General features: G+C 50.6%; 13 protein-coding genes and 2 riboswitches. Of the genes, 12 read left to right on the forward strand and 1 reads right to left on the reverse strand.

Annotation, left to right across the window (positions count from 1 at the left end):
• The first annotated feature begins 238 nt into the window (after nucleotides 1-238).
• The 5 genes from Q4G98_RS09685 to Q4G98_RS09705 all read left to right on the forward strand — a co-directional run bounded on the left by Q4G98_RS09685 (nucleotide 239) and on the right by Q4G98_RS09705 (nucleotide 6,693).
• Entirely contained in the window at nucleotides 239-2,452 is a 2,214-nt protein-coding gene (locus Q4G98_RS09685; RefSeq protein WP_301961947.1) for a TonB-dependent siderophore receptor, read from the forward strand.
• Between the two features lie 68 nt (nucleotides 2,453-2,520).
• A complete protein-coding gene (locus Q4G98_RS09690; protein ID WP_298565359.1) occupies nucleotides 2,521-3,348 on the forward strand; it encodes a bifunctional 2-polyprenyl-6-hydroxyphenol methylase/3-demethylubiquinol 3-O-methyltransferase UbiG in 828 nt (275 codons plus the stop codon).
• A 23-nt stretch (nucleotides 3,349-3,371) separates the two neighbouring features.
• The gene (locus Q4G98_RS09695) at nucleotides 3,372-4,934 is read left to right on the forward strand and encodes an ABC transporter substrate-binding protein (protein ID WP_298565357.1); all 1,563 of its coding nucleotides are present in this window, start codon (nucleotides 3,372-3,374) and stop codon (nucleotides 4,932-4,934) included.
• Complete coding sequence (locus Q4G98_RS09700; protein ID WP_177560952.1) at nucleotides 4,931-5,872, forward strand: ABC transporter permease; 942 nt, start codon at nucleotides 4,931-4,933, stop codon at nucleotides 5,870-5,872. Before Q4G98_RS09695 ends, Q4G98_RS09700 begins: the two co-directional genes overlap by 4 nt.
• Nucleotides 5,869-6,693 carry an ABC transporter permease gene (locus Q4G98_RS09705; RefSeq protein ID WP_298565353.1) on the forward strand — a complete coding sequence of 275 codons (825 nt, stop codon included), beginning with the start codon at nucleotides 5,869-5,871 and terminating at the stop codon, nucleotides 6,691-6,693. The genes Q4G98_RS09700 and Q4G98_RS09705 overlap by 4 nt, the downstream gene beginning before the upstream one ends.
• 2 nt (nucleotides 6,694-6,695) lie before the next feature.
• Here the strand turns inward: Q4G98_RS09705 and Q4G98_RS09710 are convergent, their stop codons facing one another.
• Nucleotides 6,696-6,857, reverse strand: coding sequence for a hypothetical protein (locus Q4G98_RS09710; RefSeq protein ID WP_301961948.1), 162 nt, complete (start codon nucleotides 6,855-6,857; stop codon nucleotides 6,696-6,698).
• Here Q4G98_RS09710 and Q4G98_RS09715 point away from each other — a divergent pair.
• The 7 genes from Q4G98_RS09715 (at nucleotide 6,835) to Q4G98_RS09745 (ending at nucleotide 16,870) form a co-directional block, all read left to right on the forward strand.
• On the forward strand, nucleotides 6,835-7,614 hold the full coding sequence (locus tag Q4G98_RS09715; RefSeq protein ID WP_301961949.1) for an ABC transporter ATP-binding protein: 780 nt from the start codon (nucleotides 6,835-6,837) through the stop codon (nucleotides 7,612-7,614). The two genes, Q4G98_RS09710 and Q4G98_RS09715, sit on opposite strands and share 23 nt — an antisense overlap.
• Complete coding sequence (locus Q4G98_RS09720) at nucleotides 7,607-8,278, forward strand: ABC transporter ATP-binding protein (RefSeq protein WP_298565913.1); 672 nt, start codon at nucleotides 7,607-7,609, stop codon at nucleotides 8,276-8,278. Before Q4G98_RS09715 ends, Q4G98_RS09720 begins: the two co-directional genes overlap by 8 nt.
• A gap of 411 nt (nucleotides 8,279-8,689) precedes the next feature.
• Nucleotides 8,690-8,861, forward strand: a riboswitch (cobalamin riboswitch).
• A gap of 163 nt (nucleotides 8,862-9,024) precedes the next feature.
• Complete coding sequence (locus Q4G98_RS09725; RefSeq protein WP_301961950.1) at nucleotides 9,025-11,193, forward strand: TonB-dependent siderophore receptor; 2,169 nt, start codon at nucleotides 9,025-9,027, stop codon at nucleotides 11,191-11,193.
• A gap of 133 nt (nucleotides 11,194-11,326) precedes the next feature.
• Nucleotides 11,327-11,498: riboswitch (cobalamin riboswitch) on the forward strand.
• 161 nt (nucleotides 11,499-11,659) lie between these two features.
• Nucleotides 11,660-13,846 carry a TonB-dependent siderophore receptor gene (locus tag Q4G98_RS09730; protein ID WP_298565910.1) on the forward strand — a complete coding sequence of 729 codons (2,187 nt, stop codon included), beginning with the start codon at nucleotides 11,660-11,662 and terminating at the stop codon, nucleotides 13,844-13,846.
• A 60-nt stretch (nucleotides 13,847-13,906) separates the two neighbouring features.
• A complete protein-coding gene (locus Q4G98_RS09735; protein WP_298565907.1) occupies nucleotides 13,907-14,962 on the forward strand; it encodes an ABC transporter substrate-binding protein in 1,056 nt (351 codons plus the stop codon).
• Between the two features lie 12 nt (nucleotides 14,963-14,974).
• Nucleotides 14,975-16,027, forward strand: coding sequence for an iron ABC transporter permease (locus Q4G98_RS09740; protein ID WP_293661723.1), 1,053 nt, complete (start codon nucleotides 14,975-14,977; stop codon nucleotides 16,025-16,027).
• A 78-nt stretch (nucleotides 16,028-16,105) separates the two neighbouring features.
• A complete protein-coding gene (locus tag Q4G98_RS09745) occupies nucleotides 16,106-16,870 on the forward strand; it encodes an ABC transporter ATP-binding protein (protein ID WP_298565904.1) in 765 nt (254 codons plus the stop codon).
• Nucleotides 16,871-16,941 lie beyond the last annotated feature (71 nt).

Genomic DNA, 16,941 nt, shown 5'->3' on the forward strand with positions numbered 1-16,941 from the left:
CTTTGACTGCTATGTGCTATAACGTTTTGGGCAAAGATTACTGGATCTCCCGCGGCACGTCCGTAGCGCTCGGAGCGCCGCGCACAATGATGCTGTCAGCGCAGTTCGACATTTAACTGACCGACTCTCAACAGATCAGCTTTATTATACTGCTTTAAAACAATACCTGGCATACTGCTTAACGTGTGCCGGGTAAAGACTGCCAAAATCCACAAAAATTTAACGAGGTGTTTATTTGATGAATGGAAACAAGAAATTTTTAGCAATGGCGGTATTGTGCGCCGTTGCCAGCGTCGGCTTCGTACTGCCTGCCGCCGCTGAGGAAACCATGACGCACGATCTGGACGAAGTCATCGTCGAAGCTGACAAAGACGCTCTGCCGGGAGGATATGTCAAAACCAAAGGCAACGTCGGTATTCTCGGTACAAAAGATGTTATGGATGTTCCTTATACACAAATGAATTTTACCAAACAAAATATCGAAGATTTCGGCGGGCCTAACCAGGCGTTAGACAACGTACTGGTCAATATGCCTTCTGTACGCCAGACCGGCACCATGCTGCACGGTGATTTTTCTGTCAGAGGCAAATCTACCAATGGTTCTTTCTTCTATCTTAACGGCGTTCCCGGTATGCTTGGTCAATTTATGGTGCCGGCCTTCGCTGCTGAAAGCATTGAAATCACCGCCGGACCCAATAAAGCCATTTCCGGCTCGTTCCCAGCAGGTGAAGGCACAGGCGTTGCCGCAGTTGTCAATATGACTACCGCTAAAGCTCCAGATGTTCCGGTAACCAGATACAGGCAAATCTTCTCCGGAAAAAGCGGCTTCGGCGAAGCGCTTGACGTAGGCCGCCGCTTCGGCAAAAACAATGAGTGGGGCATCAGGGTAAACGCCGAATTCATGAACGGCAATCCAACTCACTATAAATCAGATAAAAACTCTCAGAGTTTTTTTGCTAATATCGATCATCAGGATGATAAAAGTAAAACCAATTTTCTTATCGGTTATCAATATTATGAAGTAGAAGACGGTATGCGCTGGTTTGGGCTGGATGCGGCAAGCATTAAAGCAGGCAAACTTACTCACCTGCCGTCTGCACCCAACTCTAAAAACAATTACAGCTTTCCCGGTATGGATAAAGTCCATGAGGGCACGATCATGGTTCTGAACCATGAACAGAAACTTAACGACAGCTGGAAAGTATTCTTTAACGGCGGCTGGACGCACAGCAACCTGAAAAAGAATATTACCGGCCTGAGCAGTAAATTGACCATTACTAATGACGACGGGACTTACGCCGGCAGGTATTTCACCAGACGTACCCCTTCACATAAATATTACGGACAAATCGGCGTCAACGGCGAATTCAAAACCGGCACTGTCAAACATAACCTGGTCCTTGCTGCCGATAAGTCCTGGTCTAAATCCTGGACCGGTGTAGTAGGCGGCACAGGCTTGACCAACTTCACAGGTTTAGGGGGCAACATCTTTACCGGCGTCGATCCCAATGAAAGCGTTACGATTCCAGACTTCGAAAATTACCACAGCAGCTCCGCACGTTTCTGGGGCGTTTCCCTGATGGACACCATGGAATTGGGTAAATCGCAGCTATTGCTGGGCATACATAAGCATAACGCTACTTCCACTTCCTATTCTGATCCCAGTAAAGGCGCTGTAAAAGCTACCTCTGTCAAATCCGACGCTACCTGCCCTGCTTTTGGCTTTGTCTATCAGCCGGATAAAAATATCGCATTATATGCCAGTCACTCTGAATTTTTCGACAGCGGCGAACGGGTATCGGAAAATAAAGACAACAATAACCTCTATTATGAAAATAAGGGAGATATTATGTCCCCCTCCAAAGCAAAATCCAATGAAATCGGCGTAAAATATGAAAACAAAGGTTTCCTTGCGACTCTGGCTTTCTTCCAAAATAAAGAAGCAAACAACATTACCGTCTACAATAATGACTTTACTAAAAAATGGTATACTCAAGATGGCGAAAATGAATATAAAGGCATCGAGTTATCCGTAAACGGCCGTCTGAACGATAAATGGAACATCATGGGCGGCTTGATGTATCTTGACGCAACCAGGACCAGAACTGAAAAAGGCACCTATGACGGTTATAGCGTTGCCGGTATCCCTAAATGGACCGGCGTTGCTACCTTGCAGTACAACCCCGATAAAGACTGGTCCATCATCGGCAGAGCTGTTTATGTTGGTTCTACGCCTATTTTCCCTGCCAGCAATGATATAAAATGGACTGTTCCTTCTTATGTCACTTACGATCTGGGAGTTAAATACAAAACCAAATTCAACAGCACTCCTGTAACTTTAAGCGCTATGTGTTATAATATTACCGGTAAAGATTACTGGATCGCCTATGGCAGCGGACTGCATTTATCCAGTCCACGCACGCTGATGCTTTCAGCAACCTTCGACATTTAAAATTCTATCTTGCAATGTTTAAAGAGGGTGCTTTCCGGTACCCTCTTGCATTTTATCATGAGGTATTTATGCTTAAACTTACTGACATCGATTTCAATGCCGTCTGGCAGGAAACAATGGGCTGGAATATTTCTGACAAAAGCGGCCGCAAATTTGACGACCGGGTCGAAAGTGATTTCTGGGTCAAGCTGGCTCCGCGTTACACTGAAGAATACAACCTTAATCACGATACACCGCTGATATCCCAGCGTTTGCAGCAGTTGCTGGGCAGCGGTCACAGCATTCTGGAGATCGGCTGCGGCAGCGGTAATTTTACTGCGCTGATGGCACGTTATTCAAAAAATATCCTGGGGCTGGATTTTTCACCGGCCATGCTGGCCGTACTGCAGCAGCGTCTGCTTGCCGAAGGTATCGGCAATGTTCAGACCCAGTCCGGCAAATGGGAAGATTTTACAACCGACGCAGCGTTCGATTATATCGTCAGCGTCAACTCCCTCTACCGCATCCGCGATATGGCAGCCGCACTGCACAAAATGAACGCTTACAGCCGGCGCGGCTTCATCATTGTCCGCACTATCCAGCGTCCCTTCTTCTACAGGCTGTACCGGGACTGCGGCCTCGACTGCGCTGAATGTCCGGATTATCAGCTGCTGCCCCTGCTTTTATGGCAGCAGGGAATACAGGCCGACGTAGAATTTTTACATTACACTAAAATAAAATCTTTTACTGATATAGATGCAGTATCACAAGAGATGTGCTATGATTTAAGTAAAAAAACTTTTTTGACCTACAGGGAACCGCTGCTGCGAAGATTTCAAGAGCAGGCCCTTATGCAGGACTCCGCCCAGCAAATCAGCCAGCCGCGAACCACTGTTATTATTTCGGTAAAAAAATAAATTTGGGATGAAAAGATGAAACTATGAAGCATTTTTGTAAGCCGCTGTTGCTGCTGCTCACGGCCGCCGTACTTTTACTGGGCGGCTGCGGCACGCAGCCAACTGCCGCAGATCAGGAAAAAAATATCACAGCAGACAGCAGCGCCGTCGTTTTGGCCGCCGGCCGGCACCTGGCCCCCGGCGAAAAGGACGGTTATTATTGCAGCAAGATTTTAGGTGTTTGGGAACCGCTGATCACCAAGGACGAAAACGGCCGGCCCAAGCCCAGCCTGGCCATAAGCTGGGAAATGAAGGACGGCGGTAAAGAATGGATCTTCCATTTGCGCCGGGGTGTGCAGTTTCATAACGGCAGCCCGTTCAACGCCGATGCCGTTATCCAAAATTTTGAACGGATGAAGTTAGGCGTCAAGCGTTCTTCCTTTTACGGACTGGACATCAAAACCTTTTATCCTTCGCTGCTGCGTTACGAAAAAATCGACGACTATACGCTGCGGTTTCTTTTTGCCGAGCCCAACGTCAACCAGCTTTACAAAATGATCGATTTCGGCAGCCCTGTCTATGCCCCGGAATGTTTTGCCCCCGACGGCAATTTTCAGGGCTTTGCTATCGGCACAGGCCCTTATAAGATCACGGAAAACGTGCTGAACAAATATGTCAGGCTGACCCGCAGCGACACCTATTACGGTGACAAGGCCCATGTGCCTGAGATCATCGTCAGGAACATCCCCAATCCCGACGTCCGCTATGCGGCCTTAAAGGCAGGCGAGATCGCAGGTGTGCTGGACATCAACGCTATTCCGCCCTTTCTGGCGGAGGAGATCAAACAGGACGACCGTTTTGCTATCTCGACCAATAAATCAACGATGATCCGCTTTTTGGCCCTGAACGGCAGCAAATTTCCCTTTAACGATGTACGGATGCGTCAGGCCGTCAGCCTGGCGATCGACAGAAAAGATCTGGTGCAGGCGTTATATCTGAATTATGCCGAGCCGACTGCCAATATTTTGAACTATACCAGTCCTTATTATAAGGATCATCCGGTGGAATACGACCCTGCCAAAGCGCGCAGTCTGGCCCGCGAGGTGTTGGGCGACAAGCGCTGTGAGGTCGTCTACTGTATCAACGGCGGCGAACCGCTGCAAAAGGGCGAAGCCGAACTGATCGCTTACTGGCTGCAAAAGATTGGCCTTGATGTGACGATCCAGTCGCTGGAATACGCCACCATGGCCCGGCAGATGCGCCGGGGCGATTATGATATGGCCCGTGTGCAGCAGGGCCTGCCCAACGGCGATCCTTACAGCATTTTTTACACCTTTATGATGCCTGACGGCAGCCGCAATAAGATCAGCTGCCTGGGCTATGCCAATCCCGAGGTCGCCGCTTTACTGCAGGAGGCCAAGCACTGCGTCGATGAAGCTAAACGCCGCGCCATTTATGACCGGCTGCAGCTGATTTCCATAAAAGACCAGCCTGTAGTGCCGCTGTTCAATGATCGCAGCATCGTGGCCTACAGCAAACGCTTAAAAAATTACGACGCGCTGGTTTACGGCGTTAATTTAGCAAGAATCGAGTTGAGCGACCCATGATCAGATATTGCTGCCAACGGCTCCTGACTGCCGTACCAGTACTGTTGGGCATCAGTTTGCTGGCCTTTATTCTGGGCGTTTTATCGCCCGGCGATCCTGCCGAATTCGTTTTGAACCAGGACGGACTGTATGCCCCCACAGAAGAACAAATAGCGGCCATGCGTACCGAGCTGGGCCTTGATAAACCGCTGTGGCTGCGCTACGGTCTGTGGCTGCTGGGCGTTCTGCAGGGCGACCTGGGCACCAGTTATATCACCGGACGCGACATCGCCGCCGAGATCATGCAGCGTCTGCCCGTAACGCTGGAACTGGCCGTGCTGGCACTTGTAATGGCCGGTGTAGGCGGCATTTTTCTGGGCAGCGTCTGCGCTGTTTACCGCGGCAGTTTTTTTGATAATTTCGTCAAAAGCCTGACTAATATCATGCTCTCGATCCCCGGCTTCTGGCTGGCGCTGGTCCTGATCCTTGTTTTCAGCGAGCAGCTGCGCTGGCTGCCTACCAGCGGCACCGGCAGCCTGAAATATTTTCTGCTGCCGGCCTTCGTTCTGGCCTTTGCCACGCTGGCCACAGTCTGCCGCTTTATGCGCGGCGCTCTGCTGACCGAATTCGGCCGGCAGTATTTTCTGGTAGCCAAAGCACGCGGCATCAGCAAGGTCAATCTGCTCACCCGCTATGCCCTGCCTAATGCCATCATCCCCGTTATCGCCCTGCTGGGCAATTATTTTGCCAGCGTTCTGGGTGGCTCCGTGATCGCCGAAAGTATTTTTGCGATCCCCGGTATCAGCAGCATGGCGCTGGAAGCGATCCGTTACCGTGATTACCCGGTGCTGCAGGCTTACGTTCTGGTCAGCGGCTGCACTCTGATCCTGGTAATGGTGGCGGTCGATCTGCTGATCGCCTATCTCAATCCCAAGGTAAAGCTGGGTGAGCGGTCATGAAAAAATCAAACCTGCAATTTTACTGCGCCGCCGGCCTCCTGCTGCTCATCATCGGCACCAGCCTGCTGGCCCCGCTCCTGGTAACTCACAATCCCTTTGAGCCGGATATGGCAAGCCGGCTGCAGCCGCCCTCCTGGCAGCATTTTTTTGGTACGGACGCACTGGGGCGCGATATGTTCAGCCGCATCCTTTACGGCGGCCGGGCCTCGATCCTGCTGTCACTGGCCTCTGCGGTCCTTTCGCTTGGCGTCGGACTTGTGATCGGTCTTTGCTGTGGTTTTTACGGCGGCAAGCTGGATCTTTTCTTCACGATCCTGAGCAATATTTTTCAGGGTATCCCCGGCAGCTGCTTTATGATCGCTATCGCCGGCATTTTCGGTCCCAGCATCAAAAGTCTGGTGCTGGCGCTGGTCATCACCTCCTGGGCCGGTTTTTCCCGCATCGTGCGCGCCGAAGTGATGCAGCTTAAAGAAGAGCCTTTCATCGAAGGGCTGCGTTGTCTGGGCTGCGGCGACCGACGGCTGCTGCTGCGCCACATCATTCCCAATATCGTCAACAAGCTGCTGATCCTCTTCACGATCAGGGTAGGCCGCGGCATCCTCTCTATCGCCGGACTCAGCTTTCTCGGCCTGGGCGTACAGCCGCCGACGCCTGACTGGAGCGTGATGGTCAGCGACGCCGTTTTATATTACCGCAGTTCGCCGCATCTGATTTTGATTCCCGGCGCCTGCATCTTTTTCCTGATCTATGCCATCAACAATCTGGGCGAATTTCTGCGTGACAGGCTGGATGTACGCTTTAGCGAGGTGCGCAAATGGTAACTTTAAACTCCACAGCCACGCTTGACCTGACGCTGCAGCAGCTGTACGTGCACTTTCCCGTTCCCGGCGGCCTGGTTAGGGCCGTCGACGGCGTCGACATCTGTTTCCGCCACGGCCAGATCACCGGGATCATCGGCGATTTTGGGGCAGGCAGTCTTAGGCATCCTGCCTGATTATGTCACCCGCAGCGGCAGCATCTTTTACCGCGGCACGGATATTCTGGCAGACAACACTGCCCTGCCCGGTTTTTACGGTCAGCAAATCGCCCTCATACCTCAAAATCCCGGCGACTCTCTCAACCCGCTGCGCCGTATCGGCAGACAGTTTGACGACATTCTGCAGACCGCCGGGATCAGGGATAAAACCGATCAGCGCAAACAACAGCTGCTGGACTTCTTCGGACTACCTGACGCCGCACGCGTGCTTGCCGCCTATCCGCACGAACTTTCGGGAGGTATGCTGCAACGCGTACTGTGTGCCATGAGCATTTGCTGCTCTCCCAACTGGCTTTTGGCCGATGAACCGACCAAAGGACTGGACGAAACAGCCTGCGGCGTTGTTTATGAAAATCTGCAGAAAATAAAAACCGGCCAGCAGCTGGGTATGCTCATCATCACCCACGACCTGCAGCTGGCACGCTCTATCTGTGCCAACATCGCCGTGATGTATGCCGGACAGATCGTCGAATACGGCCCTCAGGTCCTCACAGACCCGCGGCATCCCTATACGCAGGCCTTTCTGGCCGCCCTGCCGGAAAACGGCTTTCAGCCCTTGCCGGGACTGCCGCCGTTACCGCAGGAGGAACTGCCCGGCTGCCGGTTTGCGCCGCGCTGCGCCAGCTGCCATGAACGCTGCCTGCAGGCAGTGCCGCCGGTCTATGACAGCGGCACTGCGAAAGTGAGGTGCTTCCTCTATGCTTGAAGCTGTAGACATTTCCAAAAAATATTGGGACCGCAGCAGCGGCAAGCACTACGACGTTTTGCGAAACTGCAGCCTTACGATCCAGTCCGGCGAAGCGCTGGGACTGATGGGCCCCAGCGGCTGCGGCAAAAGCACGCTGGCACGAATCCTGCTGCGGCTGCTGCCGGCAGACAGCGGGCGGATCATCTTCCGGTCGCAGGACCTGACCACGCTGTCACAGGCACAGCTGAAACCCTTTCGCCAGCAGGTACAGTTTATCTCGCAGCGGCCAGAAAGCTTTTTTGACCCGCTGCTGAAGTTAGGCGCCAGCCTGCGTGAACCACTGCAGATCTTCGGGCTGCCTGACAACAGCGAGATCATTGAATCTGCCCTGTCAACAGTCAAGCTGTCACCAGCACTGCTGGACCGTTATCCGCATCAGGTCAGCGGCGGCGAAGTACAGCGCCTGAGCATCGCCCGGGCACTTTTGCTCAAACCGCAGCTGCTGATTTTAGACGAGCCGACCTCGATGCTGGATATTTCCGTGCAGGCGCAGATCCTGCATTTGTTAAAAAGTATCCGACAACAGCAGCAGATGGCCTTTCTTTTTATCTCCCACGATCACGATGTGATCCGTTATATGTGTGACCGTCAGCTGCAAATGCGCGGCGGCAAACTCGTTTGACAAATATATCACCTAACAATTTTACCACAGTGTCCGGTCAACCCGGACGCTGTATTTTTTTGCCCTTTAACTGTTAATTTTTCAAATTATGCGTCTACAGAAAACTTTTGCTTGCGGGGGGGGGGCAAAATGCTATAATACAAAGCGAAAGTTTAATATTTTCATCAGACAGGCAAGTATTTATTCCCAATAGGATATATGCTCTACGTTTCTTAAAAAACCATGCTGTTATGCACTAAGCAAGCAGCAGCAGCAAAACCAGCGCCAGCTTTAATTTCTTTTATGCTTATATATATTGCTTTAAAGTTGTTATAACATTCTTATTAAAAACTTTTACTTGCTAAGGAATGTGACGAATGCTATAATACATCACGTAATTTAAATTTTCAACAGCTTATAAATTTCTATTTAATCTAATATAAGTGATCAGGTGCATTATTGCCTAACAGAGAAATCGGTGCAATACCGATGCGGTCCCGCCGCTGTAATGCCGAGCAAACCTCACGATGCCACTGGGAAACCGGGAAGGCGAGGCAAGCGATGACGCAGAGCCAGAAGAACTGCCTGATCATAGTCTGCTCCATCCTGCGAACGACAGGCCAGAGAGTTGTAAGTCGTTTTACGCTTTTCTGCCTTTAGGCGCAGAAAAGCGTCTTTTTTTGCTCTTGATTGTTTTGACACGCGAAACTCGGACAGCTCGGTCAACACAATTACAGATAAAAAACTAAAAGGAAGTGTTGAACAAGATGAATGGGAAGCAAAAATTTTTGACAATGGCCGTGCTGTGCGCCATTGCCAGTGTCGGCTTTGTACTGCCGGCCGGTGCGGAAGAAACACTGACGCACGATCTGGACGAAGTCATCGTCGAAGCCGACAGAGATGCCCTGCCCGGCGGCTTTGTCAAAACCAAAGGCAGCATCGGTATTTTAGGCGATAAAAGTATTATGGAAGTTCCTTTCAGCCAGACAAATATCTCAGCCAAAACTTTAGATCTTTTTGGCGGGCCGACGCAGCCCTTAGATAATATTTTAGTCGGCGTCCCCGCTATCAGGCAGGCCGGCAGCGTTTTGCACAACGATTTTACTATCCGCGGCTTCCGGGCCAACGGCACCAGTATGTACGTCAATGGCGTCCATGGGATGCTGACGCAGTTCAACGTGCCGATGGCGGCCTTTGAAAGGGTCGACGTCACCGCCGGCCCCAATACCGGTATCAGCGGCAGCGGCGTCCAGTACGAATCCTCGACTGCTGGCGGCATTATCAACCTGATCTCCAAAAAAGCAGGCGAGCAGCCGCTGTTCCGCTACAAACAAACTTTTTCCGGCAAAGGTTCCTTCGGCGAATACCTGGATCTTGGCAGCCGCTTCGGCAAAGACAAAGCCTGGGGACTGCGGATCAACACCGAGCTTTTGAACGGCGAAACCTCTGTTGATAAAACCGACATCAAAGCCAAAGGCATCTATATGAACCTTGACCACCGCGATGACAGAAGCACTACCAACTTTTTGGCCGGGTACAGGGATATTGATATTAAAAACGGTATGCGCTGGTTCAAGATCGGCCCTAACGTCAAAAATTTCCCCAGCACTATCAACGGCAGCAAAAATTACGCCTTTGACGGTATGGAAAAAGGCGCTTACGGCTACTTCATGGTTTTGAACCACGAACAAAAGCTGAATGATGACTGGAAGCTCTTCTTTAACGGCGGCCTGAACAACAATAAGCTGAATAAAAACGTCATGGGTCAAAACAGCGCTTTCACTATCAAAGACGACGCCGGCAACTATGACCTGAATTACCAGTCGTCGGCGACGCCGCAAAAAGCCTACTACGCGCAGATCGGCACCTCCGGCAAATTTGCGACTGGCGCTGTGAAGCATGAAGCCACGCTGGCGATCGACAAAGCCTGGCGCAACCGCGACGCCAGCACGCCGCTGGGCTACTCGGGCTTTGGCCAGTTGGGCACCGGCAATATTTATACCGGCGCGATCGACCAGACCGGAATGCCCGACGGCAGCTACAAAACCTATTTGAACAATAAGACCAGTATCTGGGGCATTTCCTTTGTTGACAGCCTGAAATATGAAAAATGGGGCGCCGTTTTAGGCGTGCATAAGCATCAGGGCACTTCCACCTCCTACAGCCCTACGACCGGACAGGCGACTTCCTCGGTCACGTCGGACGCTACCAGCCCCACATATGCCCTGACCTATAATCCCAACGAGAAAATTATGCTGTACGGCAGCCATTCGGAGAATTTCGACCTGGGCGCCGTTGCCGGCAGCACCTATGAAAATGCCGGCGAGATCCTGCCGCCTTCTAAAACCAAGCAAAGTGAGCTGGGCGTAAAATATTTGAACAAAGGATTTTTGACGACGCTGGCTTTGTTCGACATCAAGCAGGCCAATAATATCGCTGTCACTAATCCTGCCGGTGGCAAAGACTTCTTCCGTCAGGACGGCGAAGTCAAGCACCGCGGCATCGAGCTCAGCTTCAACGGCGCTATCGCTTCCAAATGGAACGTAATGGCCGGCATTGCCTATATGGATGCCAAATACGAAAAAACCGTCAAAGGCTCTAAAGATGGCGTACAGGAGTCCGGACAACCCAAATGGAGCGGTTCTGCGGCACTGGAATACAAGGCTGACGAAAACTTCAGCATTATCGGCCGGGCTTTGTATACTGGCAGCAGCCCTTTATATAACACTGACAGCAGCAGACATTTCTATGCGCCCTCTTATATGACTTTCGATCTGGGCGTGACCTATAAAACCAAAATCAACAGTATCCCCACCAAATTATCACTGATGTGCTATAACCTCGCTAACAAAGATTACTGGATGGTATCGCGCGGTGATCAGATCTATGCATCCACTCCCAGAACTATCTATATGTCTGCCGAGTTCGACATCTGAGCCTGCTGAAAGTTAAAAAGGCCCTTCTTTTTATACGTCTACAGAAAACTTTTGCTTGCGGGGGGGGGGCAAAGTGCTATAATACAAAACAAAAGTTAATTTTATTTATCTTTTCAAGGTATTTTATTTGCTAATTGAATATTCATAATCAGGTGCATTATTGCCTAACAGAGAAATCGGTTAAAAGCCGATGCGGTCCCGCCGCTGTAATGCCGAGCAAGCCTCAAAACGTCACTGGGAAACCGGGAAGACGAGGTAAGCGATGAAGCAGAGCCAGAAGAACTGCCTGATTACACTCCACTCCATCCTGCGAACGACAGGTCAGAGCGTCAAAAGTTATTTACGCTTTTCTGTCTTTATGTGCAGAAAAGCGTCTTTTTTTGTTCTTGATTGTTTTGACACGCGAAACTCGGACAGCTCAGTCAACACAATTACAGATAAAAAACTTAAAGGAAGTGTTTATTTGATGAATGTAAACAAAAAGTTTTTAGCAATGGCAGTATTATGTACTATTGCCAGCGTTGGCTTCGTGTTGCCTGCCAGCGCCGAAGAAACCATGACGCACGACCTCGACGAAGTGATCGTCGAAGCAGACAGGGACGCCCTGCCGGGCGGCTTGGTTCGTACTACGGCCAAGCTTGGTATCCTGGGCGACAAAAGCGTACTTGATATTCCATATTCGGAAATGAGCATGACTCAGAAAACATTAGCGTTATTTGATGATCCCAGCCAACCGCTTGCCAATGTCCTGCAGAACAATCCTTCGATACGTTCCAGCACCAGTTCACCAATGTATACCGACTTCAGTATGCGCGGTATCAATATGAACGGCAACCACATGATGCTGAACGGTATCCCCAGCTTATTTTATCAATTCACAACCCCGCCTTCGCATATCATCGACAGGATCGATATTACCTCCGGCCCCAACGCCGGTGTCAACGGCGTCAGCATGTCTAACAACGGTACCAACAGCGGCGCTACGCCTGCTCCTGGTACGATCAATATCGTTACCAAAAAAGCAACCGCCAAACCGATCACCAGCTACACGCAGACCTTTTCCGGCAGAGGTAATGCCGGCGAGTATATCGACATCGGCAGACGCTTCGGCAAAAACGGTGAATGGGGTCTGCGGGTCAACGCTGAATATATGGACGGCGGCCTTTCTTTGCCGGGTGCTGAAAAAAATGAAAAAAACCTGTTTTTCAATCTGGACCACAAAGGAGAAAAAAGCACGACCAACCTGTTTGCCGGCTATTTTGACCTGCGGGTCAACGGTGGCCAGCGCTGGTTTCAATTCAAACCAACCACTGCCTACAAAGGCGATTCCCTACCGGGAGCACCGGATTCAAAAAAGAACTATGATTTCAGCGGCACCACTAAATATGTTCACGGTTATCTAATGACCCTCAACCATGAACAAAAAATGAATGAGGACTGGTCCTGGTTTGCCAATTTCGGTCAATCCAGAAGAAGCGGCAATAAAGATAATCAGGGTTCCGCTTTAAAATTTGATGAAAACGGCAATTTTACAGGTAATCAATTCAATCAGCAAAATGAATCGGGGAAAAACGTCTACGCGCAGATCGGTATTGCCGGCAAAGTAATGACCGGTGCCGTAAAACACAATTTAGCACTCGCAGTCGACCGTTCCTGGGCCAAATACTGGAACAACAGCAAATCATACGACCCTAACGGAGGGACGATTCTTGGCAATTTATACGACGGTATTATCTTTCCTGATAACTATCAACTGGAAAATTTTGGCTCTGCCAAACCACAGTGGGAAGAAACCAACGTCGGTATCACTATTGCCGATACTCTGGAATATGGCAAAGCGTCACTCCTGCTGGCCGCTTCCCGTAAGCATGAAAACTTTGAAAACCTGACCGGAGGAAAATCTTTTACCAATAATAATACCTTGCCTACTTACGGCATCACTTATAAACCGGTTGATAATCTTGCTTTCTACGCCGGACATACCGAAAGCTTTTCCAGAGGTGCTGTTGTCAAAAACGACGATAAATACACCAATAAAAATGCTACGCTTGATCCTGTAAAAAGCAAGCAAACTGAAATCGGCATCAAATATGCAAATGCCGGCATCCTTACTACCTTCAGCTATTTTGATATTGACGAAGCCAACAGATATGATATCGATGCGCCAGGCAATAAGCTGACTACAGTGGACGACGGTAAAAACAGATACAAAGGCCTGGAATTGACTGTAAATGGTAAGCTGGCCAGCAAATGGACTGCTACAGGCGGCTTAATGTACCTTAACGCCAAGCGTGAAAACACTAAAGAAGGCTTAAAAGACGGTATGTTTGTAACCGGCGCCGCTAAATGGAGCGGAGTTCTGGGCTTAGAATATACACCTGATAAAAATTGGGGCATTGTCGGCCGCGCTGTTTGGAATGATAAGGCTTTCATTGAAGATACCGGCAGTAAGGGGAAATACGAAATCCCCTCTTATGTGACCTTCGACCTGGGAGTACACTACAAAACAAAAATCAATACTGTTCCAGTAAAGTTCAGTGCTATGTGCTATAACCTCACTGATAAAGACTACTGGATGGGCCGAGGCGGTTCATCCACCTTTGGTTTATCAATGCCCAGAACCTTTATGTTCTCCGCTCAGTTCGACCTGTAATTTTACTTTCCCAAGGAGATCATACGATCTCCTTGAGTTCGTTTTAGGAGCAATAACGCTATGTTAATCAAAAAAATCCTGTTCCTGCCGCTGATTTTCTGCCTGCTGCTATGCGCAGGCTGCAACAATGATCCGACGGACGCAGACTCTGACAGGCATACAGTTATCACCGACAGTATCGGCAGGCAGGTGAGTCTGCCCCAGACGGTTACCAAAGTCGCTGTCGCCAACCGCTACAATATGGAGATCATCAAATCCCTCGGCGTTTTAGACAGAGTAGTCGGCGTAGATTATGGCATCTACCAGGATCAGGCGGCCTACGGCGAATTTTTCAGTAAAGAACAAGTCATCGGCAAAAGCCAGAACGACCTGAATTATGAAAAAATCATTGAACTGCAGCCGCAGCTGCTGATCCTCACCGGCAACGGCGCCTGGCAGGATGCCGCTAAAAAGTTGGAACCCTTCGGCATCAGAGTCATCGTCATGGATGCTTATTACACCTCAGCGTTTGAGCATACTTATACCTTGGCCGGACAGATCTTTCAGCAGGAAGCGAAGGCAGCTGCCTTTATCAGTTATTTTCAGGATAAACTGCAGTATATCAGAACAGCTTTAAAAAATGTTCCTAAAAAAACTGTTTACTACGAATACCGTAACAGGGGTACCACTACTATTCCCGGTGATTATTTTTTTGAGATGCTGGAATATGCCCATGCCGATAATATCTTTCGTGATGCAAAAAGCACGGAGATCAATATCGAGGCCGTCGTACAGCAAAATCCAGACGCTATCGTCAAAGTCGGCGCTGCCGGTGTCGATCCCAAATATATCCCGCCTACAGCGGCTGATTTCCTGCAGCGGCATCAGGAACTCGTTGAGCGCCCCGGCTGGACAGCTATCAAAGCCGTACAAAATGATAAAATCTTACTTCTCTCTCAATACGCCCACGGCGGCGCGTCCAAGCTGGTCGGCACCATGTATATCGCCAAATTCCTTTATCCTGAATATTTGCCCGACCTGCACCCGGAGCAGGTTTTTAAAGACTGGGTAACCAAATACCAGCATCTGGACTACCGTCCCGGACACACCGACCCTCCTTTTGCTTTGACTGATTGACAGAGGTGTATTATGTTAGAAAAAGCTTACGCGCAAGACACACGCAAAAAATATCTGCTGATCTGCGGCACTTTGCTGCTGACACTGCTGGCCGCTTACTGCTGCACTACTATCGGCCTGCACAACGCCGGACCATGGCAAACACTGCACGCCCTGCGCAGCTGGGCTGACGGCACACTTAACGGCGGTCCGGACGCCGCCGTCAATAAGATCATCTTGCTGCTGCGGCTGCCGCGGATCCTGCTGGCGCTGTTGGCAGGCGTGGGACTGGCCGTTGCCGGCGCCGTCATGCAGTCTGTCACCCGCAATTATCTGGTCAGTCCGTTCACGCTGGGGATTTCGTCAGCAGCAGCCTTCGGTGCTTCCGTCTGCATCGTTTTCGGCTCTGGGCTGTTTTTCACCAGCGACGTTGGCATCATCACCTGCGCGTTTGCCGCTGCCTGCGGTTGCGGCCTGGTAGTCTACGCTATCTCGCGCCAGATCGGCGTCAAGCCCAGCTCCCTTGTTTTAGTCGGTATCGCCCTGAATTATTTTTTCAGCGCCCTGACCGCTACCATTGAATTTTTTGCCAAAGAGCACAAGCTGGAAGCCGTTGTGCAATGGACCTTCGGTTCCTTCAACCGCGCGGCCTGGGACAGCGTGCTCATCACCGGCGTCATCACCCTGCTTTGCTTTGCAGCGCTGATGCTGTACTGCCTGCCGCTGAACGCCATGTCGGCCAGCGACGATGAAACTGTCAAAAGTCTGGGCATCGACCCTGAACGTCTGCGCACGCTGATCGGCCTGATTGCTGTTTTCCTTACGGCGTCAATCATCAGCTTCACCGGCGTCATCGGCTTTGTCGGGCTGATCGCCCCGCATATGGCGCGCTTTATCGTCGGCAGCAGCCATCGCTTCTGCCTGCCCTTTGCGGCCGTTTTAGGCGCACTGCTGCTGCTGGCATCCGACACCGTTGGCAAGCTGATCCTGTATCCGGTCAACATTCCCGTCGGCATCGTCATCTCCTTTTTAGGCGTGCCGCTGTTCATTCACCTGATCCTTGCCAAAGGCCGCGGGCTGGAATGACGTCTTTCTTTTACACTTATCCCCTTAGAGCAGGCAATGGCGATCCGAGCCTGCAGCTTTGATGAGCAGGAGCATTTTATGAGTTTAGAAATCAGTAATTTATCCTTCGGCTATGACGCCGGTAAAAAAATTCTCGATAATATTTCCCTGACCGTGCGGCAGGGAGAGATCCTTGGTATTTTAGGACCTAACGGAACCGGAAAAACGACCTTGATCAAATGTATCGATCATCTGCTGACGCCTGCCAGCGGCACAGTCTGCTTTGATGGTCAGGATCTGGCCGCGCTTACGGCCCGGGAACTGGCCAGGATCATCGCCTATGTGCCGCAATACACCGGCAACTATTTTGCCCTGCGGGTCATCGATACCGTCATGATGGGACGCCTGCCCTACGCCGCCAGGCAATATTCAGAGAAGGATCAGGCTGTAGTTTTTGAACTTCTGCGACAGCTGCAGCTGGAAGCGCTGGCTTTCCGCACGCTGAATACCTTAAGCGGCGGTGAACGGCAGCGGGTCTTGATCGCGCGTGCTTTGGCGCAGCAGCCCCGCTGCATCATTCTGGACGAACCGACCAGCAGTCTGGACCTGCACAATCAGCTGTTTATCCTGCATACGATCGCCGCTTTAGCACACAGCAGACAGCTCTCTGTTATCATGACGATCCACGACCTGAACCTGGCTTCAATGTTTTGCGACAAACTCCTGATGCTTAAAGATACTCGCGTTTTTGCGTATGGTGAGGCTCAGGAAGTTTTACAGGAAGGAACTATCGACGCGATGTACGGCGTCAAAACTAAAATCACCGTTGCAGACGGCTATAAGCATATCCGTCTGCTGAAATGAGCAGAACTGACAAAAACGCCCAACACGATCAGGTGTTGGGCGTTTTTTAACTTTATTCCATTTCTTTCACT

Source organism: uncultured Phascolarctobacterium sp. (genome assembly GCF_958349595.1).
GTDB lineage: Bacteria > Bacillota > Negativicutes > Acidaminococcales > Acidaminococcaceae > Phascolarctobacterium.